The following is a 19,390-nucleotide window of genomic DNA, read 5'->3' on the forward strand; positions in this document are numbered from 1 at the left end:
GGGCAATCTCGGCCCTTGTATCTGGTGTCGCCGGGATCGTGATCGGCATGGTCAATGGCGTGTCGTCCGCCCTTTCGGTTATCGGCATCAAGGTGTTCCCGGCGGTAATCCTTGGCGGGCTTGATTCAATTATCGGTGCCATTGTCGGCGGCGTGATCATTGGTCTNNATCATGGTGACCATCGGGCTTTCGATCTTCTTCCAGGCGGCGACCAAATGGATTTTCGGGGCGACGACAGCAACCTATCCGCAGGTGTTTGAAACCCGGTCGGTTAACCTGCTCGGCATGCAAATTGAGACGGCCTATATCATGAGCTTCGTGATCTCGTTGTTCATCATGGCCGGGTTCTATTGGTTCTTTAAATATTCCAAGCTTGGCCTTGCCATGCGCGCAACTGCCTTTGATCAGCAGGTTGCCCAAAGCCTTGGTATTTCCGTCAAAACCGTATTTGCGATGTCCTGGGCGATTTCCGCGCTTGTATCGGGCGTCGCCGGTATCGTGATCGGCATGGTCAACGGGGTTTCATCGGCGCTTTCGGTCATCGGGATCAAGGTGTTCCCGGCGGTGATCCTGGGCGGGCTTGATTCGATCGTTGGTGCGATTGTCGGTGGCGTGATTATCGGCCTTCTGGAAAACACCGCAGAGTTTGTCGATGGCCAGTATCTGCACTGGGGCAACCTATTCTCGATAGCACCATTCTACGTGCTGATCATTATCCTGTGCATCAAGCCGTATGGCCTGTTTGGCACCAAAGACATTGAACGTATCTAGGGGACGAGGAAAAGTACTATGGCTGGATTTTCTATACGTCCTTGCGGTGACTTCCGAACGACCTATCGGCAGGATACCCGCATCTTTGATACGACCTATATCCGCAACGCCGCGATCCTTGGCATCTTTGCCGTCGCTATGATCCCGTTTGTTCTGGATGGCTATTACGTCAACCTGTTCATTCAGATCTCGTATTTCGCGATTGCTGCACTTGGTCTGAATATTCTGGTTGGTTTTACCGGACAGATTTCGCTCGGCCATGCCGCGTTCTTTGGCTTTGGTGCCTTTGCATCGGCCTGGATCAACAACACGACAGGCATTCCGGTTTTGCTGTCGATCCCGCTGGCGGGTTTGATGACGGCGGCGGTCGGTATGCTGTTTGGATTGCCAGCGGCACGGATCAAGGGGCTTTATCTGGCAATTGCCACATTGGCCGCACAGTTCATTCTTGAAGATTTCTTTGCCCGTGCCGAATGGTTTACCGGTGGTTCCTATGGGGCGGCAGCCAATCCGATCAATGTGTTTGGCTATGAAATCTACGATGATTTCAGCTTCTTCTATGTCGCGCTGTTCTTCCTGGTGGTGATGTATCTGCTGGGCACCAACCTGATGCGGACCCGTGATGGTCGTGCCTTTGTCGCGGTGCGCGACCACTACCTTTCGGCTGAAATCATGGGCATCAACCTGACGAAATACCGTCTGATGAGCTTTGCCATTTCGTCTTTCTATGCCGGTGTCGGCGGGGCGATGTATGGCCATTATCTGGGCTTTGTCTCGGCGGAGGGCTTTACCATTCTGCTGTCGATCCAGTTCCTGGGCATGATCATCATCGGGGGACTTGGGTCGGTCAAAGGAACCCTGATGGGAACGGTATTCATGGTTCTGTTGCCCGAAGTCATGGAAAGCGGTGTCAGCGCGCTCAGCGTTTTTGAATGGGCCAATTCGACGGCTGTGACCGACGGGCTGGCTTACATCAAGGAGATGGCAATTGGTCTGGCCATCATCCTTTTCCTGATCTTTGAGCCGGATGGGCTTGCCCATCGCTGGCAACAGATCAGGGCGTACTGGAAGCTTTATCCCTTCTCGTACTGATCAAAACCCCGAACCCGGCCCGCTTATAAAAACCAAAAGGGCCGGGGGGTAAAACGGGGCGACCGGGAGGCTATCTTTGATGAAAACGTCCAAGGGAGACGTCGTTATGAAGAGACTAATTGCTGCAACCGCGATGGTTGCGACCGGCCTGTCATTCTCGGCAGCACAAGCAGATGACGATATGGTCTTTGTCGGCCATTTGATGGATATCACCGGCCCGACCGGCTTCATCGGCAAATTCTATGCAGATGGTGTGCGCGATGCGCTGTCATACATCAACACCCATGGCGGTATCGATGGCACGGTGATGGATTCAGAGTCCGTCGACTATGCCTATAAGGTTCCACAGGCAATTGCCAACTACAAGAAATGGCGTTCGCGCAATGAAATGGTTGCGATGCAGGGTTGGGGCACGGGTGATACCGAAGCCCTTATCAGCTTCGTTGCCAAGGACAAGGTCCCGGTCTATTCCGCGTCCTATTCCGGTCATCTGACCGATCCGACCGGCAAAAACCCGAAAACCGCAAAACCGGCGCCGTATAACTTCTTCTATGGAGCATCCTATTCCGATGCATGTCGTGCACTGGTTCAATGGGCTGCAGAAGACTGGAAATCCACGGGCGGTTCCGGCAAACCGATCTTCTCGCATATCGGGGATAACCATCCGTATCCGAACGCACCAAAAGAAGCCTGTGCGGAATATGCAACCGAGCTTGGCTTTGAGGTAACCGCGCCGGTCGTGGTTTCGATGAAGCCGGGTGATTTCAAGGCACAGTGCCTGACCCTTAAGGAAGCCGGGACCAACTATGGTTACCTTGGCAACCTTGGTCCGTCGGTTGTGTCGCTGGTAAAATCCTGTGACACGGTTGGTGCCACGCCGAAATGGCTCGCCAATATTTGGGCGGGTGACTACGAAACGCTTAAAACCATCGGCGATGTTGAAAACTATGTCTTCCCGGCGATGACCAGCTTCTGGACGGACGAAGGCGTTCCGGGCATGGAACTGGTGCGTGAAATCTCCAAGATGTCGGACAGCTCTGGCGAAGAGTTACGCACCCATCACTATATTCGTGGCATTTGCTCTGCCTATTACATGAAAGAAGCGATGGAATGGGCAAAAGCCAATGGCGGGATTACCGGTGAGAACATCAAGGCAGGCATGTATGCCCGCCAGAACTGGGTACCTGCCGGTCTGGAAGGCGTGTGCATGGAAGCAACCTGGACCGCCGAAGACCATCGCGGCATCAATACCGTCAATATCTATAACGGTAGCGCCAAGGGCGGTGAAGCAACGGTCGAGAAAGTAACGACTGTAACGCTGCCGCGTCGTGACGACTGGCTTGGTTACTAAGACCATCCAGTAAGACGAATGTCTCCCAGACTGTTCGGGGGCAGGGCAAAAGACGCGAAATGCCTTGCCCCCGGCAGCTGGAGATCACAAGACGAACATTCGAAAGGGACACCATGGCTGAGCCCGCCCGCAAAATTGAAACCGCCGAGCCGATGTTGTCGGTCAATAACATCGAAGTTGTTTATGACGAGGTGATCCTTGTCCTGCGCGGGGTATCGCTTGAAGTGCCGCAAGGCAAAATCGTGACCCTTCTTGGCCCGAACGGTGCTGGTAAATCCACAACGCTCAAGGCGATATCGGGTTTGCTGAAAACCGAAGACGGTGAAGTCACCCGTGGTGACATCAGTTTCATGGGCAACCAGATTGCCAATGGCAATCCCGAGGATATCGTGCGCTCCGGCCTGTTCCAGGTCATGGAAGGTCGCCGTATCATCGAGGACATGACCTGCATCGAAAACCTGCGTCTTGGCGCCTATACGCGCAAGGACAACAAGGTCAAAGAAGATATCGAGATGGTCTTTGAATACTTCCCGCGTCTCAAGGAGCGAACAGGCCTTGCCGGTTACCTTTCTGGCGGGGAGCAGCAGATGCTGGCCATCGGGCGTGCACTGATGGCGCGACCCAAAATGATCCTGCTTGATGAACCGTCGATGGGGCTTTCGCCGCTTCTGGTCAAGGAAGTGTTCGGGATCATCGAAAAGATCAATCGTGAACAGGGCATCACCATGCTCATCGTTGAACAGAACGCCAACTTTGCGCTCAAGGTTGCCGACTATGGCTATATCATGGAAAGCGGTAAGGTTGTTCTGGATGGTACCCGTGACGAGCTTCTTAATAACGAGGACGTCAAGGAGTTCTATCTGGGCGGCGGTTCTGAAGAACGCAAAAGCTTCAAGAACATCAAGTCCTATAAGCGCCGCAAACGTTGGCTCTAGGATGAATGCGCCAACCACACCCATGTCCGTGGTTGGCGGCCTTTGAATGAAAGACGGGTATGATGCTAAAGACTTATTTTGACGAACGCGAAACGCGAACCCCGGCAACTCGCGAAGCCGGGCTGATGGCCGCACTGCCGCGTATCTTGCATCATGCCAAGTCACAATCGCTGGCTTATGGCAGGCTATTGGCCGATGTCGAGCCGCAAACAGTCACCACCCGCGAGGCGCTGGCGAAACTGCCGCTTACGCGCAAGTCGGATCTGATTGATGCGCAGGCCAAGGAGCCGCCGCTTGCGGGCCTGAACGCGACGCCGGTCCCGGCGATGGCGCGCCTGTTCCAAAGCCCCGGGCCGATTTACGATCCGCAAGGAAAAGGCGATGACTGGTGGCGGATGGGCCGTGCGTTCTTTGCGGCTGGCTTCCGCCCCGGCGATATTGTGCATAACTGCCTGTCCTATCACCTGACACCGGGTGGGTTCATTTTTGACAGTGGTGCCCGAGCCTGTGGGTGTGTTGTCGTTCCGGCCGGAGTTGGGCAAAGCGAAGCACAGGTCAAGGCGATCAGTGATCTTAAACCAACCGGATATAGCGGTACGCCATCCTTCCTGAAAATCCTGATCGAAAAGGCCGAGGAACTTGGTGCGGATATTTCATCCATCAAGCGCGCACTGGTATCGGGCGAAGCGCTGCCTGAAAGTCTGCGGTCGTGGTTTGCCGAACGCGATATCGCCATGCTGCAATGTTACGCCAGTGCCGATCTAGGCCTGATTGCGTATGAAAGCGATGCCAAGGACGGCATGATTGTTGCCGAAGACATCATTCTTGAAATCGTCCGTCCGGGCACCGGTGAGCCGGTGGCAGAGGGCGAGGTTGGCGAAGTCGTCGTTACCACGCTTAACATGGACTATCCGCTGATCCGGTTCGCTACCGGCGACTTGTCGACAATTGCCGAGGGTGAAAGTGCCTGTGGTCGCACAAACCATCGTATCAAGGGCTGGATGGGGCGTGCCGATCAGACCACCAAGATCAAGGGCATGTTTGTTCATCCGCAACAGATCGGCGAAATCGTCAAACGTCATGGCGATATTGCCAAGGCGCGCCTGGTCGTTACCCGCGAAAACGAAAACGACATCATGACCCTTACCTGCGAGGGTATTGATGACGGCCAGATTGAAGCGATTGCCGACACGCTTGCCAGTGTTTGCAAACTGCGCGGCACGGTTTTGGCCACAGAGGTCGGCAGTCTGCCCAATGACGGCAAGGTGATTGATGATCAGCGTGATCTGACCTGATTAGGTTCACTGACTTAGTGTTTCATTCCCGCTCGGGAAACCTGTGCCGCTCGGCTTTGCCGGCGGCACTTTTTTCTAGATCAAGCTGGCTGCTTTAAGCACCAGACCACCTGCAAGCAGCGTGAGTGCCGCTCCGACGATCACGTTTTTCAGGGAAAGCACAGACCCGTCGCCGTGGTCGTGATCATGATCATGATCGTGCCCGTGGTCGTGGTCGTGGCCACCATGATCATGCTCGTGGTCGTGCTGTGCTGCTTTCTGACCTTCGCGGCGAAGCCACAGCAGGATGCCAATCAGCCCAAAGGCCGCGATGTTGAGGAACAGCGTATAATTGACGCCAAAGGCACTGACCTCGGCGATGTCACGGCTGCTTTCAGGCAGGGCACCAATTGCGACAAAGGCATAGTGCAGGATAAGAGCCGTCGCGACGATACTGGCATACATGACCCCCGCGATATAAAGCGCGGTTTTCCAGCCATAATAACGGGCATTAACCTTGACCAGTGGCGGGACCATCAGGTCCGAATAGATAAAGCCCATAATCCCGGCAAAGCTGACACCCCCGGCGCTCAGAACAGTGGCCAACGGAATGTTACCCATCGAGCCGATAAAGGTCGCGGCGGCGACAAATGGCGCGACAAGAGCGTTTTCGAGAACGGTCACGAACGGCAAGTCTGCGGCTTTACCGGTGCCGTCCCCGGCAAGGAACAAGGTCTGCCAGAATTCGGCAGGCACAAAGACCGCAATAAAGCCGGCAATCGTGAAACCAATCAGGATTTCACGCCAGACCATCTGCCATTCCATGACAAAGCGGTTGCCGACCTGCTGCCAGCCTTCCCGCGACTTGATGCGTTTCTTCCAGTCGAAGTCGTCTTCTTCGCTGCCGGTTTCTTCATCGGCATGCTGCTTTGCGGCTTCAATCATCTCCTTGGGATATGTCACGCGAATCAGGACGGCGGAAATCGCAATCATCAGGATACCACCGATGATTTCGGCGGCCAGAAACTGCCAGCCAAGAAACAGGAAGATCAAAACGCCAAGTTCAATGACCAGGTTGGTCGATGCGAACATGAAAGCGACTGTGGCAATGAAATGCGCGCCTTTCTGAAACAGGGATCGTGCTGCCGAAAGGGCCGCAAACGAGCAGGAACTGGATATGGCACCAAACAGACCGGCAAGCGAAACACTACCGACCCCGGCGTCGCCCATATGCGCAGTCAGGCGGTTTTTGGGGACGAAAACCTGAATCGCGGCACTGATGGCGTAGCCAAGCACAAACGCCCACAGCGCGTTCCAGAAGAAACCAAGTGCGGTGGTGACGCCGTTTGAATATTGATCAAGCAAATCCATTGTGGCCCTCCTGCGATTTCAGGTATCGGGGTATTGAAGGAACGGCTGGAAAGATGAAGTGTTCCAAGATAGGCATTCGCCAACATCTGTGTATGATGGCCGAAATACCAAAAAAACTGCGGGGGAAGCACGGTGCGTACGGGCAAGAGTTTTGCCGTTTCCATGATTACAATCTGTCAGTTGATGGCGCTTGCGCTGTGGTTTTCCGCAACAGCGGTGCTGCCACAATTGCGCAGCGAATTTGGCATCGGTGCGTTGCAGTCGTCGCTGTTTACCAGCGCGGTCTTGCTGGGCTTTGTTCTGGGAACCGTGATCAGTGCGATCCTTGGTCTGGCGGATCGGATCGACCCCCGGCGTTTCTGGGCGGCATCGGCGATTATTGCCGCGACCGCCAATCTTATGATCCTTGTTGTCCCGATTGACGGGGTCGTGGTGATTGTGCTGCGCCTGATCACTGGGGTCTGCATGGCGGGGATTTATCCGATCGGCATGAAGATGGTGGCAACCTGGTCACGCGGAGATACCGGGTTTCTGGTGGGGCTTCTGGTCGGGGCACTGACCATGGGGTCTGCCATGCCGCACCTGTTTGCGGTCGCCGTGCCGCTTGACTGGCGGTACGTGATCATTACCGCCAGTATAACGGCTTATATCGCGGCAATTGCCGTCTTGTTTGTACATCTTGGCGGCACACCGGGACGGTCGCCCCGCTTTGATCCAAGAATGGTTGGCAAGATCTGGTCAAACAAGGCGCTGCGTCATGCCTGCTATGGCTATTTCGGCCACATGTGGGAACTTTATGCCATGTGGGGCTGGATCGGCCTGTTCCTGTATGGGGCATTTTCGGATCGTGTGATGGATAATCCCGGTGTCTGGTCCGCGCTTTCGACCTTTGCCATTGTTGGCATCGGTGCGTTCGGGTCCTTGGCCGGGGGATATTACGCTGACCGGATTGGCAGAACGACAGTGACGATAGCCGCCATGATCGTGAGTGGCACCTGTGCGATGGTTGCCGGTGGGTTGTCCGATGCCCCGATCATCCTTCTTATTGTTGTCTGCATCGTTTGGGGGATCTCCGTGATTGCGGATTCCGCGCAGTTTTCGTCCTGTGTGATCGAACTGGCCGATCCCCATCAGGTCGGCACGGCATTAACCCTGCAAAATGCCATCGGTTTCCTGATCGCGCTTGTTTCGATCCATCTTGTGCCGGTGGTTGCGGATCATGCTGGTTGGTGGGGGGCGTTTGCCATGCTGGCCGGAGGTCCCGTTTTGGGGACCATTGCCATGGTTCGTTTGCGCATGATGCCAGAGGCAATACAGCTTGCGGGTGGTAAAAAGTGACTTTTTGACCGCGCCCGGTTGTAATTTTTGGTGATCGTCTTCACTTGACAGCAGCAAGGTAAAAAGCTGCTCTGTTTGGGTTTTCTTGACCAATATCAGTACTAATATTAACTTCTGGCGGAATTTTCTTGCTGTCTCGCGTTGGGGGCGATGCGGCGAATATCCAAAAATAAGGGTCCTTCATGAGTCTCACCCTCATTGTTTTGCTTCCCTTCATTGGGGCGGTCTTACCCGCCATAATGATTAGGGCCGGGCGCAATGCATGTGCCACAGCGACCGGTTCTGTCACGCTGCTTGCCCTGATCTTGCTAATGGCAAAGGCCCCAGCGGTCATCGCCGGCGAGGTATTTCAGGTCAGTTATAGTTGGCTGCCGGAACTGGGTCTGAATGTGACCTTCTTCCTGGATGGGCTTGGGTTGCTGTTCGCGACCCTCATCCTTGGCATTGGCTTGCTGATTATCATTTATGCGCGGTTCTATCTTTCCAAGGACGATCCGATGGGCAGGTTCTATGTGTTCCTGCTTCTGTTCCAGGGGGCCATGGTCGGTATCGTTCTTTCTGATAACATACTGCTGCTGCTGATTTTCTGGGAACTGACATCGCTGTCTTCGTTCCTGTTGATCGGGTATTGGAAGCATCTTCCGGCCGGCCGACAGGGGGCGCGTATGGCGCTTGCCGTGACCGGGGCCGGTGGTTTGGCGATGATTGCCGGGATGCTGATCCTTGGCGACATTGTCGGGTCCTATGACCTGACTGTCATCTTGCAGAATGCCGATCTCATCCAGGCATCGCCGATGTATCTGCCGGCCTTGATCCTGATTTTGTTGGGCTGCTTTACCAAATCCGCACAGTTCCCGTTCCACTTCTGGCTGCCGCACGCGATGGCGGCACCAACGCCGGTTTCGGCCTATCTGCACTCGGCCACGATGGTGAAGGCGGGCATCTTCCTGATGGCGCGTATGTGGCCGGTTCTGTCTGGCACGCCGGAATGGTTCTATATCGTTGCAACGGCTGGTCTGGTGACCATGGTGCTGGGCGCATGGATTGCCATCTTCAAGCATGACCTTAAAGGGCTTCTGGCGTTTTCGACGGTCAGCCACCTTGGTCTTGTGACCATGCTGCTTGGTTTCGGAACGCCGATGGCTGCTGTGGCTGGCGTGTTCCATATCATCAACCACGCGACCTTCAAGGCCGCCCTGTTTATGACGGCCGGTATTATTGATCATGAAACCGGAACCCGTGACATTCGGCGCTTTGGCGGTTTGCTTAACCTGATGCCGATTGCCGGGACCATCGGAATTATCACTGCGGCTTCGATGGCCGGTGTCATTCCGTTCAATGGTTTCATTTCCAAGGAAATGATGCTCGAAGAAGCATGGCACACCATGTGGCTGGATCAGAACTGGGTGGTGCCGCTGTTGGCGACGGTGGGTGCCCTGTTCTCGGTGGCGTATTCCTTCCGGTTTATCTTCCATGTCTGGCTTGGTAAGCCGCGCGATGAAAACCTGCCGCACCATCCGCATGATCCGCCATTTGGCATGTGGGCACCGCCCGCACTGTTGACGGTTCTGGTTGTGCTGATCGGTCTGTTCCCCTCCGTCATTGCCGGTCCGCTGGTTGCGGCGACCGCTGGTGCTGTTATCGGGGGCGAATTGCCGGAATATTATCTGTCCCTTTGGCATGGCCTGACACCCGCCCTTGGCATGAGCGTGATTGCCCTTATCGGTGGTTCGCTGTTGCTGATGCGCCATGGGGGACTGATGTCAGTGACCGCGAACCTGTCGCGTCCGGATGCCAAGGCAATGTTTGATTGCGGGATTGCCAAGGCTGTCGCACTGAGCCGACTGGTTTCTGACAACCTGCATAATGGATCGCTGCAGCGTTACCTTGCGATCATGGTGATCGGCTCGATTGGTATTGGTCTTTCGGGCTTCTATGCCCAGCCGGACTTCCAGTCGGGCTCGCGCGAGCTTCTTGAAGTTTCACCGCCTGCAGCCATTGGCTGGCTGTTGTTGGTCGTGACCTGTGTGGCCGCCGTCTTCATGCATCACAACCGTTTGCTGACCTTGCTTCTGGTTGGTGTGGTTGGCCTGATCGTGTCGCTTGGCTTCATCTATCTTTCCGCACCCGACCTTGCCCTGACGCAGATCTCGGTTGAGGTGGTGACGGTCATTTTGATGTTGCTGGCACTTAATATCCTGCCCAAGGAAACACCAAAGGAAAGCACGCCAGGACGCAAAATGCGCGATGGCATTGTTTCCATCGCCGCGGGTCTTGGTGTCGGCGGGGCGATCTGGGCGATCATGACACGTGACCTGACAAACTCGATCTCGTCCTATCATCTGGCGAATTCCAAGGTCGAAGGTGGCGGGACCAACGTTGTTAACGTGATCCTCGTTGACTTCCGTGGCTTTGATACCTTTGGCGAAATCATCGTTCTGGGGATCGCGGCACTTTCGATCTTTGCACTGATTGAAACCGTAACCCAGGGCGAGGCCGCAAAACGTCTTGCCAACTGGGTGGTGGATCATCGTCGCTCGGCCGATCGTCATCCGATGATGATGGTGGTCGCCACGCGTGTGATGCTTCCGCTGTCATTGATGGTGGGGGTTTATATCTTCCTGCGCGGCCATAACGAACCGGGCGGTGGCTTTATCGCTGGTCTGGTCGTCTCAGTTGCACTGGTTATGCAGTATATGGCGTCTGGCTTTGGCTGGACCCAGAACCGCATGAAGGTCAATTACCATGGCATGATCGGCCTTGGTGTGATTGCGGCGGCGATTACCGGTGTGTCGGCGTGGGTGGCTGGTTTGCCATTCCTGACCAGCGGGTTCGTTCATGTCCACCTGCCCATCGTTGGCGAGTTCGAACTGGCATCGGCCATGGGCTTTGACCTTGGTGTGTTCCTGACCGTGGTCGGGGCCGTGATGCTTGCCCTTGCCAAACTCTCGCAGGTCGAACGTATGGCCGAACATGTCGATATAAATGCCGAACCGATGGATCATGATCCGTCGGCAACGGCAGCACCGGCAGCATCACCGGAAAAGGAGGCCTGATATGGAATTTCTTGTAGCAAGCAGTATTGGGCTTCTGACCATGTGCGGCACCTATTTGCTGCTGCGTGGTCGAACCTTCCCGGTTGTTGTTGGCTTGGCCATGCTGTCCTATGCGGTGAACGTTTTCCTGTTCGCCATGGGGCGCCTGACCATCAATATGCCGCCGATCCTGCGCGATGGTGTTACCGAATACACTGATCCGTTGCCACAGGCGCTTGTCCTGACGGCGATTGTGATTTCATTTGGTATGACGGCACTTATCGTTGTTTTGTCGATCCGGACTTTCCTTGAGATCGGCAATGACCATGTTGACGGTCGCCCGGCTGGCGCGCCATCCGAAGCAGGAGATAAAAACTGATGGGTGACTGGATTGTTGTTCCCATAGTGCTGCCCGCCGTGATGGCCGCCCTGATTGTTCTGGCGGTGCGTCACGACATCATTTTGCAGCGTGTGTTTTCGATTACCGCAACCGTTGCCCTTGTGGCGGTGACGCTGTCGCTTCTGATCTTTGCCAGCGGCAATGGTCCGGAAATGTACGCGTTGTCGGACTGGCCGGCACCGTTTGGCATTGTTCTGGTGCTTGATCGTCTGTCAGCGATGATGGTGTTTCTGACATCGCTTCTGGGTCTTGGTGTTGTTCTGTTTGCCTCAAGCGAATGGGACAAGCGGGGCAAGCATTTCCATGCCCTGTTCCAGTTCCAGCTGATGGGGGTGAACGGTGCATTCCTGACCGGTGACATCTTTAACCTGTTTGTCTTCTTCGAAGTTCTGCTGATCGCATCCTATGGCCTGATGCTGCATGGTGCGGGGGCTGATCGCCTGAAGGCGGGCATGCAATATGTCGTCATCAACCTGACCGGCTCGTCGCTGTTCCTGGTTGGGGTTGGCATGATCTATTCGGTTACCGGTACCCTGAACATGGCCGATCTTGCCATTCAGGTCCCCAACGTCGCATCCGGTGATGCGGCCTTGTTGCGTGCCGGGGCCCTCATCCTGCTTCTGGTGTTCTGCGTTAAGGCCGCACTGGTTCCGGTTCATTTCTGGTTGCCGGGCACCTATGCCAATGCGCCCGCCCCTGTGGCGGCCCTGTTCGCCATCATGACCAAGGTCGGTGCCTATTCGGTTCTGCGTGTCTATTCGCTGGCCTTTGGTGACACGGCCGGGGATATGGCATGGTTGGCAGCGCCCTATATCCTGCCTGCGGCACTGGTTACACTGGTGCTGGGCATGACCGGGGTTCTGGCCGCCAAGCGCCTTAACAGCCTGATTGCCTTTTCGGTGATCGGATCGATGGGGACCTTGTTGATTGCCGTCGGGCTGTTCACGCCCGAAGCCATTTCGGCAGGTCTTTATTATCTTCTGCACTCGACCTTCTCGGCCGCGGCGCTGTTCCTGATTGCTGATCTTGTGGTGTCACGCCGCGGGCAGTTTGGCGACAGCCTGCATACCGCGCCACGTTTCCATCAGGCCGGTTTCCTTGCCGTTCTGTTCTTTGTCGGGGCGATTGGCATGGCCGGGATGCCACCACTTAGCGGCTTTATCGGCAAGTTGCAGATCCTTGATGCGGCACGCGACAGCGATGCCATGGTCTGGATCTGGGCAATCATTCTGGTGACGTCGCTTATGTGCATCGTCGGCTTTGGCCGGGCGGGCAGCGTGCTGTTCTGGAAAAGTGCCTCTGTCGATGGTGAGATCACGGTCGAAGGTGCGAAATGGCCGGTCCTGCCGATTATCGCAAGTTGCGGAATGCTTGGCGCTTTGGTCGCGCTGACGATTTTTGCCGGGCCGGTAACAGATTATCTGCAAGGCGTTTCGGTGCAGCTCTTTGACACGTCGCAATATATCGAAGCGGTGCTGGGCGAAAATGCCCTGTCACTGATCGGTCAATAAGGGGAGAGGATAGAAAAGATGATGAAACGTTATCTGCCCCATCCGCTTTTGACCCTCGCACTGCTGATTGTCTGGGTCTTTCTGGTTAATGAAATCTCGGCCGGTGCGGTGATCTTTGGCCTTATTCTGGCGATCATCATTCCCTTGATCACGGCCAATTTCTGGCCAGGTCGACCCAGCGTGCGCAATGCCTATGCAATTTGCGAGTACGGGCTGGTTGTGTTGTGGGACATTCTCGTCGCAAACCTGATCGTGGCTGGTTTGATCCTGTTTCGCAAAACCGAAAGTCTGGAATCAAAATCGGTTGTTGTGCCGCTTGATCTGACCTCGCCCGAGGCGATTACCACACTTGCCGGCACGATCACCATGACGCCGGGAACGGTGACCATTGATCTGAGTGCCGATGCCAAAAGCCTGCTTGTGCATTGCCTGCATGCGCCGGACCCGCAGGAAGTCGTCGATGAGATCAAGCATCGCTACGAACGCCGTCTGAAGGAGATTTTCGAATGATCGAATATGCACTGAATTTCGGCTTTGTCTGTGTGGCGCTGGCACTTTTGATGAACCTGTACCGTCTGACTGCTGGTCCGACGACCGCAGACCGTGTTCTGGCCGTCGATACCATGGCGATCAATGCCATCGCGCTTTTGGTTCTGTACGGGATCGGCAAGGCAACCGCGATGTATTTCGAAGGGGCATTGCTGTTTGCAATGTTCGGGTTTGTTTCAACCGTGGCCTATTGCAAGTTCGTCTTGCGCGGCGACATCATCGAATAAGGGAGCGTTGCAATGCCGTTCGTTATTGAACTTATCATCTCGCTTCTGATCGTCATCGGTGGTGCCTTCTTGCTGGTCGGGTCATTCGGGATGATCAAGCTGCGTGATCTTCTGCCGCGCCTGCATGCCCCGACCAAGGCCAGTACGGTGGGACTAGGAAGCCTGTTGATCGCTTCCATGCTGTTCTTCTGGGCCGAACGTGGTCACTTCACAATCCATGAATTGCTGATCACGCTGTTCATCTTCCTGACTGCGCCGATCACGGCCAACCTGATTGCCAAGGCCTACATGCTGCTGAATGTTGATCCGAACAAGGATCTGCCGCCCAGCAAGCAGGATGAAGGTTGGGCCACCTTTGACCCCATCGGGCCAGAAGGTTATGACCCCAGCGAGGAATATCAGGAAAAGGAAACCTGAAAGGGTCAGGACCTTTGATGAAGTAAAACGGCACCGGGAAACTGGTGCCGTTTTTTTGTTTCGTGGGTGGCTTGTTGCCTGCTTTGTGCGTGCTTGCTATGACCATATGACAAAAGAAACGCGACAGGGGCACCATGCCGGATTTTGCCATCGAAGATCAATATCACGGTCGGATCGCCGGGATCGACGAGGTCGGTCGTGGGCCGTTGGCAGGCCCGGTGGTTGCAGCTGCTGTTATTCTGCCACGCGACGCACGCTTGCCCGTGGAACTGGTGTCGGAGCTCAATGATTCCAAAAAGCTGTCTGTCAAAAAACGTGAACGGCTTTATGAAATCATCATGCGCTGCGCCGAGGTTGGCATTGGCGCCGCATCTGTGCGCGAGATTGATCAGATCAATATCCTTCAGGCGACCTATGTTGCCATGCGCCGTGCCGTGGATCGCCTGGGTGGGGTGCCTGATCAGGCGCTTGTGGATGGTAACCGTGATCCCGGTTTGCCCTGTGCGGTGGAGACGGTTGTGAAGGGTGACAGCAAATCTTTGTCGATTGCGGCCGCATCCATCGTTGCCAAGGTGGTCCGTGATCGCGCCATGGCGCGCCTGGCTGTGCGTTACCCGTTCTTTGGCTGGGAAGGCAATGCTGGCTATGGCGTGAAGAAACATATGGCCGGGTTGGGAGAAGTTGGCCCAACCGCACATCACCGCAAAAGCTTTAAACCAATTGCCGATTTGTTTGAGGCGATGATGGATGGTCGCTAGGACGGCCAGACCTAAGCCATGGGCGTCTGGTTGAACGGCACAATGTGGGCGCGCACCAGGTCAGTGCCGTCTTCTTCACGGGTGACGGCGGCAAAACCTTTGGCATGGCGGATGGAAGCGCGTTCTTGCACACGGCATTCGGTGCGAAACTGGATATCAAGGCTTTCGGGGTGAAAGTCCGGTTGACCATCCGGCCCGGCAACACCCATGACCCACTGCATCAAACGCACATTGTTAACATGCCCGTAAAGGTCCAGATCAGATGGTCGCGCTTTGATGTTATCGACTGTCGGTAACGGATCCTTGGTGAATGGCGGGCGCAAAGGTGGCGAGATCAGTTTGGGGCCCGGCGGGTTGGGCAGGCGTTCCTCGATCCAGTCCGGCCACTGGGCTGCGCGACGGGTGGTCAAGTCAAACATCACCCAGAAACTTTGCGCGACGCCGATAACCTCGCCCTTGCTGTTGGTCAGGCGGAAATCACGCGTCGCCACCCGGCGCGACACACCCGATGGCCAGGTTTCAACCAGAATTTCCTCGCCGTTGCCGGGATAGTCGCGGATATGAATAACCATCCGTGCGAGCACCCAGGCCATCCCGTGATCAACTGTGTCGTCATAGGCAAGCTTCAGAATGCGTGCACCCCAGCCCGCGGCATCCTGCATATAGTCGGCGAGCGCCGACATCATGACCTTGCCATTGTCGCCAATCTCGGAATAGCGCACACGATAACTGCCCTTCCAGCCGCAATTGGCGGGAAGGGAAGCATTGGCGATGTCGTCCCAGTTGATCATGTTGGTAAACCTAATGACACTTCATGACAGTTATAGAAAGCCGGTTCGCAGAGTGTAAAGAATACACCACACCGCATATTGTGAAACACCATGCGAACCGGATGTTGATCATCGCAGAAACGCACGTCTCTATTGCGCAGTTAACTGAGACATCAAAGTTGTGACATCAGGATGCAACCATGTTTCGGCAATTCTGCGATCGCGAAGGCGATATAAAACCATACCCGTAAAATCAACTTTGTTGCCGGATGCGGGGATACCCGCAAACTGATCTTGGTGGGTTGCCTGAATATGGAACCGGACCGCGACATGGTCATCCTCAACAACCATGGTCAGGATGGCGAATTTCATATCGGGAAAGGCCGCATTCAATCCAATAAAGAAATCATGATAGCTGTCCAGATTATGCGGATTCTGGCAGGGGAAGCCGTGCGTAACAATGTCGGATGTGACAAGCTCATAGACAATTGCCGGATTGTGGCTGTGGCTTTCCTCGAAGAAGCGCAAAACGACATCGCGGTTGGTCGTGTAGTTGGGGGCAAGATGCTGTTTCATCAAATTATACCCCCCGCATTTGCCATGATGGCGTCAAAGGTCATCTGATCAGGACCGCTAAAGGCTGGTGCCAAACGGGCGGCGGCAACAGCATCAAGCAATTTTTCCGCGATATTTTCTGCCGGTGGCAGGTGGCTGCTTAGAACATGGCGTGGTGCCAGGGCGCGAAACCGGTCCAGTGATGTTTCGAATTGTGCGGCATCCACAAAGTCGAGCCATGGGGCATCAACCCGCGTCCAGCCGATAATCCCCTCGCGCAGGATGTCGTCGGGAATATCGTTGGCCCGTTGATAGGCATCTGGCAATAATGCGCCACAACAATCAGAACTGAACAATATCTGGTCGCGTGGGTCAAAGATCGCGGTTGTTTCTGGCGCGTCAAAAGTCGGTGGTGTGACTGCTTGCAAGCGGCGTTCGCCGACAACAAAATCCTCGCCCGGATTAACCAGCCTGACCCGATCAACGGGAAAACCTGCAAGGTTCAACTTGCCCATACCAACAAAGGTCGTGATAACCGTTGCCTTGGGGGCGGCGTCCAGAAGTGCTTTCAGGTTACCAGTGTGATCTGGGTCCGCATGGGTGATCCAGATCCAGCGTATTTCTGACAGATTGATGCAGTTGGACAATTCAGACATGAATTCATTTTGAACAACACTGATACCAGCATCGACCAAAACGGGTTCATTGCCATTGATCAGTATTGCGTTGATTGGCAAAACACCAAAACCGGCAACGGGTAAAAAGGATGGTATGACGGTTACGCTGTCAGTAACCGGAACCGCGGTGGCGATCGAGGGGAGATGCATTTTCAATGCTCCGTATTTTAAGTGTGCTCTGTGGGGCAGAAGCACAGGTTGCATAATGAGTAATCATCAGTGATCATTGAAATACGAAAGCAAGGGCCTGCTTGTCAATATTTGTGTGAACGCATGTGTTTAATGAAATGAAAAAACGTAAATATACCAAAGGGTTGCGTGCGAATAACGAAAGTGAAACGCGTTTGAAAATTGTCGAGGCCGCCATGAATTTGCATGGTGAGGTTGGTCCGGCACAGACAACAATCAGCGCGATTGCTGATCGTGCAGGTGTTCAGCGTCTGACGGTTTACCGCCATTTTCCCGAGGAAAATGAACTGCTTGGGGCATGTTTATCGCATTGGCTCGATTTGAATCCGCCACCCGATCCTGCGAGCTGGCGCGATTCGGTCGCGACCGGTGATTGGGCGGTCACAATTCTGAGTATGCTCTATGATTATTACAGCCAGACCGCCTATATGTGGGAACAGTGTTATCGAGACAGGGAAGCTGTGCCCGCCTTGGGCGAACAGATGAAGGGGTTTGACAGCTATCTTGAAGGACTGGCAGGTGATGTACTGTCAGATCAGGATCCCAAGCGACGTACTGGAAAAGTATGCCGGGCCGTTGCACAGCATGCTGTGCAATTTTCGACCTGGCAGTCCCTGTCAAACACTGGGCTCGACAATGCGCAAATGGCAGCCCTGCTGGATGATTGGCTGCGCAAGTGCCCGGCATCGTAGATATCGTAGGTATCGGAGATATCCTGGGAGCAGGGATCAGGGCATTGCAGCCTGACCACAGCAGGCCCTAGTCAATGGGACGCTGGCGCATTTTCTTGATGTCGCCGCGCTTCTTTTTGGAATCGACGCGTTTGCGTTTGGCCGACAGGCTTGGACGGGTTTTGACCCGGTATTTCTTGCGCTCGGCCGCCTTGCGTAGCAGGGCCAGAAACCGTTCGACGGCATCCTGTTTGTTGCGTTCCTGGGTCCGGTGGCGCTGGGCGTCAAAGATGATTTCGCCGTCATTGGTCAATTTGCTGCCGGCAAGTTCGCGCAGGCGATTGCGCACGCGCTGCGGCAGCTCTGTCAGGTCATCGATGCGGACACGCATCTGAACGGCGCTGGAAACCTTGTTGACGTTTTGCCCGCCCGGGCCAGAGGCACGAACAAACTGAAAATTCAGATGCCGTTCATCCAGATAGAGGCCATTTTCAATTTCAAGCATGGCAAACCGAGAGGATTTTTGATGCGTTTCAAGGTGATAAATTAACTGAGTGCAATGGTCGGCTATTGATTGAATTTACGAATTTCTATGCCTACATTACGCAGACCCTAACCTGTCAGGGGTGGGGCCGACTGTAAACAGGAAATCAATGCTGCGCCTTTCGCATATCTATCTTGCCCTTGGATGGCTTTCTGTTGGATTGGGTGTGATTGGCATATTCTTGCCGCTCCTGCCAACCACGCCATTTATGCTGCTGGCCGCCGCATTGTTTGCCAAGGGATCGCCGCGTTTGCATGACTGGCTCTGCAACCATCCGCGCTTTGGTTTGTCGATCCGTCAATGGAACGAATATGGCGTGATCAATCGCCGTGCCAAAACCCTTGCCATGGTGGCATTTCTTTTGGTGATTACGGCATCATTGGTGTTGATCGAGAACCGATGGGTAGCGTTTATTCAGCTTCTGGTCGCGATACCGGTTAGCTGTTTTATTCTGTCGCGCCCGTCTGAACCCCGCTTGGCCAAGGTGCAAAACACGACAGTCAATGGTCAATAAAGCCAACACAGAGCAAAGCTCCTAGCCTGCCTTCTTGCGCGACAGTTCTTCCTGACACGTTTCTTCAAGTTTATCGAGTTCATCAAGCGTGGCATCAATATCTTCACGCTGTTTGCGTAATGTTTCGCGCCGTTCGTTGACCTTGTCGACCAGCGTCGTCAACTGGGTGATCTCGCTGCGGTCGCCGTCATAAAGATCCAGCAGGTCACGAATTTCCTTAAGCGAAAAACCAAGCCGTTTGCCACGCATGATCAGCCGCAAGCGTACGCGGTCACGCTGACGATAGATTCTGGTCTGGCCTTGCCGTTCGGGCGAAATCAATTCCTGATCCTCGTAGAAGCGGATCGTACGGGTGGTGACTTCAAATTCACGGGCAAGGTCGGTGATGGTGTAGCTATCGGTCATTGTGGCTCAATCATCTTTACGCTTACGTAAACTGAA

Annotated in this window: 20 protein-coding genes and 2 pseudogenes; 16 read left to right on the forward strand and 6 right to left on the reverse strand. The window is 54.8% G+C overall.

Going from position 1 to position 19,390, the window contains the following annotated elements:
- The 6 genes and pseudogenes from B2R48_RS15830 to B2R48_RS15855 all read left to right on the forward strand — a co-directional run.
- Positions 1-260, forward strand: a pseudogene (locus B2R48_RS15830) (hypothetical protein); the annotation flags it as partial.
- Positions 169-771: pseudogene (locus tag B2R48_RS15835) on the forward strand (branched-chain amino acid ABC transporter permease); the annotation flags it as partial. The pseudogenes B2R48_RS15830 and B2R48_RS15835, both read left to right, overlap by 92 nt.
- Positions 772-789: 18 nt before the next feature.
- On the forward strand, positions 790-1,863 hold the full coding sequence (locus tag B2R48_RS15840; protein WP_297002354.1) for a branched-chain amino acid ABC transporter permease: 1,074 nt from the start codon (positions 790-792) through the stop codon (positions 1,861-1,863).
- Between the two features lie 106 nt (positions 1,864-1,969).
- Complete coding sequence (locus B2R48_RS15845) at positions 1,970-3,214, forward strand: ABC transporter substrate-binding protein (RefSeq protein WP_297002357.1); 1,245 nt, start codon at positions 1,970-1,972, stop codon at positions 3,212-3,214.
- 152 nt (positions 3,215-3,366) lie between these two features.
- Positions 3,367-4,149 carry an ABC transporter ATP-binding protein gene (locus B2R48_RS15850; RefSeq protein ID WP_062957289.1) on the forward strand — a complete coding sequence of 261 codons (783 nt, stop codon included), beginning with the start codon at positions 3,367-3,369 and terminating at the stop codon, positions 4,147-4,149.
- Between the two features lie 59 nt (positions 4,150-4,208).
- On the forward strand, positions 4,209-5,444 hold the full coding sequence (locus B2R48_RS15855; RefSeq protein ID WP_297002361.1) for a phenylacetate--CoA ligase family protein: 1,236 nt from the start codon (positions 4,209-4,211) through the stop codon (positions 5,442-5,444).
- A 75-nt stretch (positions 5,445-5,519) separates the two neighbouring features.
- On the opposite strand, the gene B2R48_RS15860 is transcribed toward B2R48_RS15855, so the two are convergent.
- Positions 5,520-6,794, reverse strand: coding sequence for a permease (locus B2R48_RS15860; protein WP_297002364.1), 1,275 nt, complete (start codon positions 6,792-6,794; stop codon positions 5,520-5,522).
- Positions 6,795-6,926: 132 nt separating this feature from the next.
- On the opposite strand from B2R48_RS15860, the gene B2R48_RS15865 reads away from it, so the two are divergent.
- From B2R48_RS15865 to B2R48_RS15900, 8 genes are all read left to right on the forward strand, one after another.
- Positions 6,927-8,132 (forward strand): MFS transporter, encoded by a 1,206-nt coding sequence (locus B2R48_RS15865; protein WP_297002367.1) that lies wholly within the window; start codon positions 6,927-6,929, stop codon positions 8,130-8,132.
- 182 nt (positions 8,133-8,314) lie between these two features.
- On the forward strand, positions 8,315-11,188 hold the full coding sequence (locus tag B2R48_RS15870) for a monovalent cation/H+ antiporter subunit A (protein WP_062956631.1): 2,874 nt from the start codon (positions 8,315-8,317) through the stop codon (positions 11,186-11,188).
- 1 nt (position 11,189) lies between these two features.
- Entirely contained in the window at positions 11,190-11,546 is a 357-nt protein-coding gene (locus tag B2R48_RS15875; RefSeq protein WP_062956630.1) for a Na+/H+ antiporter subunit C, read from the forward strand.
- Complete coding sequence (locus tag B2R48_RS15880) at positions 11,546-13,078, forward strand: monovalent cation/H+ antiporter subunit D (RefSeq protein ID WP_297002370.1); 1,533 nt, start codon at positions 11,546-11,548, stop codon at positions 13,076-13,078. Before B2R48_RS15875 ends, B2R48_RS15880 begins: the two co-directional genes overlap by 1 nt.
- A gap of 18 nt (positions 13,079-13,096) precedes the next feature.
- The gene (locus B2R48_RS15885) at positions 13,097-13,588 is read left to right on the forward strand and encodes a Na+/H+ antiporter subunit E (RefSeq protein WP_297002372.1); all 492 of its coding nucleotides are present in this window, start codon (positions 13,097-13,099) and stop codon (positions 13,586-13,588) included.
- Positions 13,585-13,854, forward strand: a complete 270-nt coding sequence (locus B2R48_RS15890; protein WP_062956627.1) for a K+/H+ antiporter subunit F — start codon at positions 13,585-13,587, stop codon at positions 13,852-13,854. Before B2R48_RS15885 ends, B2R48_RS15890 begins: the two co-directional genes overlap by 4 nt.
- A 12-nt stretch (positions 13,855-13,866) precedes the next feature.
- Complete coding sequence (locus B2R48_RS15895; protein WP_297002377.1) at positions 13,867-14,271, forward strand: Na+/H+ antiporter subunit G; 405 nt, start codon at positions 13,867-13,869, stop codon at positions 14,269-14,271.
- Positions 14,272-14,405: 134 nt separating this feature from the next.
- Complete coding sequence (locus tag B2R48_RS15900) at positions 14,406-15,029, forward strand: ribonuclease HII (RefSeq protein ID WP_297002379.1); 624 nt, start codon at positions 14,406-14,408, stop codon at positions 15,027-15,029.
- 11 nt (positions 15,030-15,040) lie between these two features.
- Here B2R48_RS15900 and B2R48_RS15905 read toward each other — a convergent pair whose 3' ends face one another.
- The 3 genes from B2R48_RS15905 to B2R48_RS15915 form a co-directional block, all read right to left on the reverse strand.
- The gene (locus B2R48_RS15905) at positions 15,041-15,820 is read right to left on the reverse strand and encodes an acyl-[acyl-carrier-protein] thioesterase (RefSeq protein ID WP_297002382.1); all 780 of its coding nucleotides are present in this window, start codon (positions 15,818-15,820) and stop codon (positions 15,041-15,043) included.
- Positions 15,821-15,949: 129 nt separating this feature from the next.
- Entirely contained in the window at positions 15,950-16,375 is a 426-nt protein-coding gene (locus B2R48_RS15910) for an ester cyclase (RefSeq protein ID WP_297002385.1), read from the reverse strand.
- The gene (locus B2R48_RS15915) at positions 16,375-17,181 is read right to left on the reverse strand and encodes an MBL fold metallo-hydrolase (RefSeq protein WP_297002388.1); all 807 of its coding nucleotides are present in this window, start codon (positions 17,179-17,181) and stop codon (positions 16,375-16,377) included. Before B2R48_RS15915 ends, B2R48_RS15910 begins: the two co-directional genes overlap by 1 nt.
- Before the next feature lie 137 nt (positions 17,182-17,318).
- Here B2R48_RS15915 and B2R48_RS15920 point away from each other — a divergent pair, with 137 nt between their 5' ends.
- Entirely contained in the window at positions 17,319-17,912 is a 594-nt protein-coding gene (locus B2R48_RS15920) for a TetR/AcrR family transcriptional regulator (RefSeq protein WP_297002397.1), read from the forward strand.
- Between the two features lie 67 nt (positions 17,913-17,979).
- On the opposite strand, the gene arfB is transcribed toward B2R48_RS15920, so the two are convergent.
- Positions 17,980-18,396 carry an alternative ribosome rescue aminoacyl-tRNA hydrolase ArfB gene (gene arfB, locus B2R48_RS15925; RefSeq protein ID WP_297002399.1) on the reverse strand — a complete coding sequence of 139 codons (417 nt, stop codon included), beginning with the start codon at positions 18,394-18,396 and terminating at the stop codon, positions 17,980-17,982.
- Positions 18,397-18,544: 148 nt separating this feature from the next.
- Here arfB and B2R48_RS15930 point away from each other — a divergent pair, with 148 nt between their 5' ends.
- Positions 18,545-18,949, forward strand: a complete 405-nt coding sequence (locus tag B2R48_RS15930; protein ID WP_297002401.1) for a YbaN family protein — start codon at positions 18,545-18,547, stop codon at positions 18,947-18,949.
- Between the two features lie 21 nt (positions 18,950-18,970).
- On the opposite strand, the gene B2R48_RS15935 is transcribed toward B2R48_RS15930, so the two are convergent.
- Positions 18,971-19,354: a MerR family transcriptional regulator gene (locus B2R48_RS15935; RefSeq protein ID WP_062956621.1), complete on the reverse strand. Its 384-nt coding sequence runs from the start codon at positions 19,352-19,354 to the stop codon at positions 18,971-18,973.
- Positions 19,355-19,390: the final 36 nt, after the last annotated feature.

Origin of the sequence: Thalassospira sp. UBA848 (genome assembly GCF_002295455.1) — a bacterium.
GTDB lineage: Bacteria > Pseudomonadota > Alphaproteobacteria > Rhodospirillales > Thalassospiraceae > Thalassospira.

Coding starts and splice junctions, on each gene's coding strand:
- B2R48_RS15910 (WP_297002385.1), bottom strand. CDS start 16,375: ATGAAACAGCATCTTGCCCCCAACTACACGACCAACCGCGATGTCGTT.
- B2R48_RS15885 (WP_297002372.1), top strand. CDS start 13,097: ATGATGAAACGTTATCTGCCCCATCCGCTTTTGACCCTCGCACTGCTG.
- B2R48_RS15900 (WP_297002379.1), top strand. CDS start 14,406: ATGCCGGATTTTGCCATCGAAGATCAATATCACGGTCGGATCGCCGGG.
- B2R48_RS15880 (WP_297002370.1), top strand. CDS start 11,546: ATGGGTGACTGGATTGTTGTTCCCATAGTGCTGCCCGCCGTGATGGCC.
- B2R48_RS15920 (WP_297002397.1), top strand. CDS start 17,319: ATGAAAAAACGTAAATATACCAAAGGGTTGCGTGCGAATAACGAAAGT.
- B2R48_RS15845 (WP_297002357.1), top strand. CDS start 1,970: ATGAAGAGACTAATTGCTGCAACCGCGATGGTTGCGACCGGCCTGTCA.
- B2R48_RS15890 (WP_062956627.1), top strand. CDS start 13,585: ATGATCGAATATGCACTGAATTTCGGCTTTGTCTGTGTGGCGCTGGCA.
- B2R48_RS15870 (WP_062956631.1), top strand. CDS start 8,315: ATGAGTCTCACCCTCATTGTTTTGCTTCCCTTCATTGGGGCGGTCTTA.
- B2R48_RS15895 (WP_297002377.1), top strand. CDS start 13,867: ATGCCGTTCGTTATTGAACTTATCATCTCGCTTCTGATCGTCATCGGT.
- arfB (WP_297002399.1), bottom strand. CDS start 18,396: ATGCTTGAAATTGAAAATGGCCTCTATCTGGATGAACGGCATCTGAAT.
- B2R48_RS15855 (WP_297002361.1), top strand. CDS start 4,209: ATGATGCTAAAGACTTATTTTGACGAACGCGAAACGCGAACCCCGGCA.
- B2R48_RS15915 (WP_297002388.1), bottom strand. CDS start 17,181: ATGCATCTCCCCTCGATCGCCACCGCGGTTCCGGTTACTGACAGCGTA.
- B2R48_RS15875 (WP_062956630.1), top strand. CDS start 11,190: ATGGAATTTCTTGTAGCAAGCAGTATTGGGCTTCTGACCATGTGCGGC.
- B2R48_RS15860 (WP_297002364.1), bottom strand. CDS start 6,794: ATGGATTTGCTTGATCAATATTCAAACGGCGTCACCACCGCACTTGGT.
- B2R48_RS15905 (WP_297002382.1), bottom strand. CDS start 15,820: ATGATCAACTGGGACGACATCGCCAATGCTTCCCTTCCCGCCAATTGC.
- B2R48_RS15840 (WP_297002354.1), top strand. CDS start 790: ATGGCTGGATTTTCTATACGTCCTTGCGGTGACTTCCGAACGACCTAT.
- B2R48_RS15935 (WP_062956621.1), bottom strand. CDS start 19,354: ATGACCGATAGCTACACCATCACCGACCTTGCCCGTGAATTTGAAGTC.
- B2R48_RS15850 (WP_062957289.1), top strand. CDS start 3,367: ATGTTGTCGGTCAATAACATCGAAGTTGTTTATGACGAGGTGATCCTT.
- B2R48_RS15930 (WP_297002401.1), top strand. CDS start 18,545: ATGCTGCGCCTTTCGCATATCTATCTTGCCCTTGGATGGCTTTCTGTT.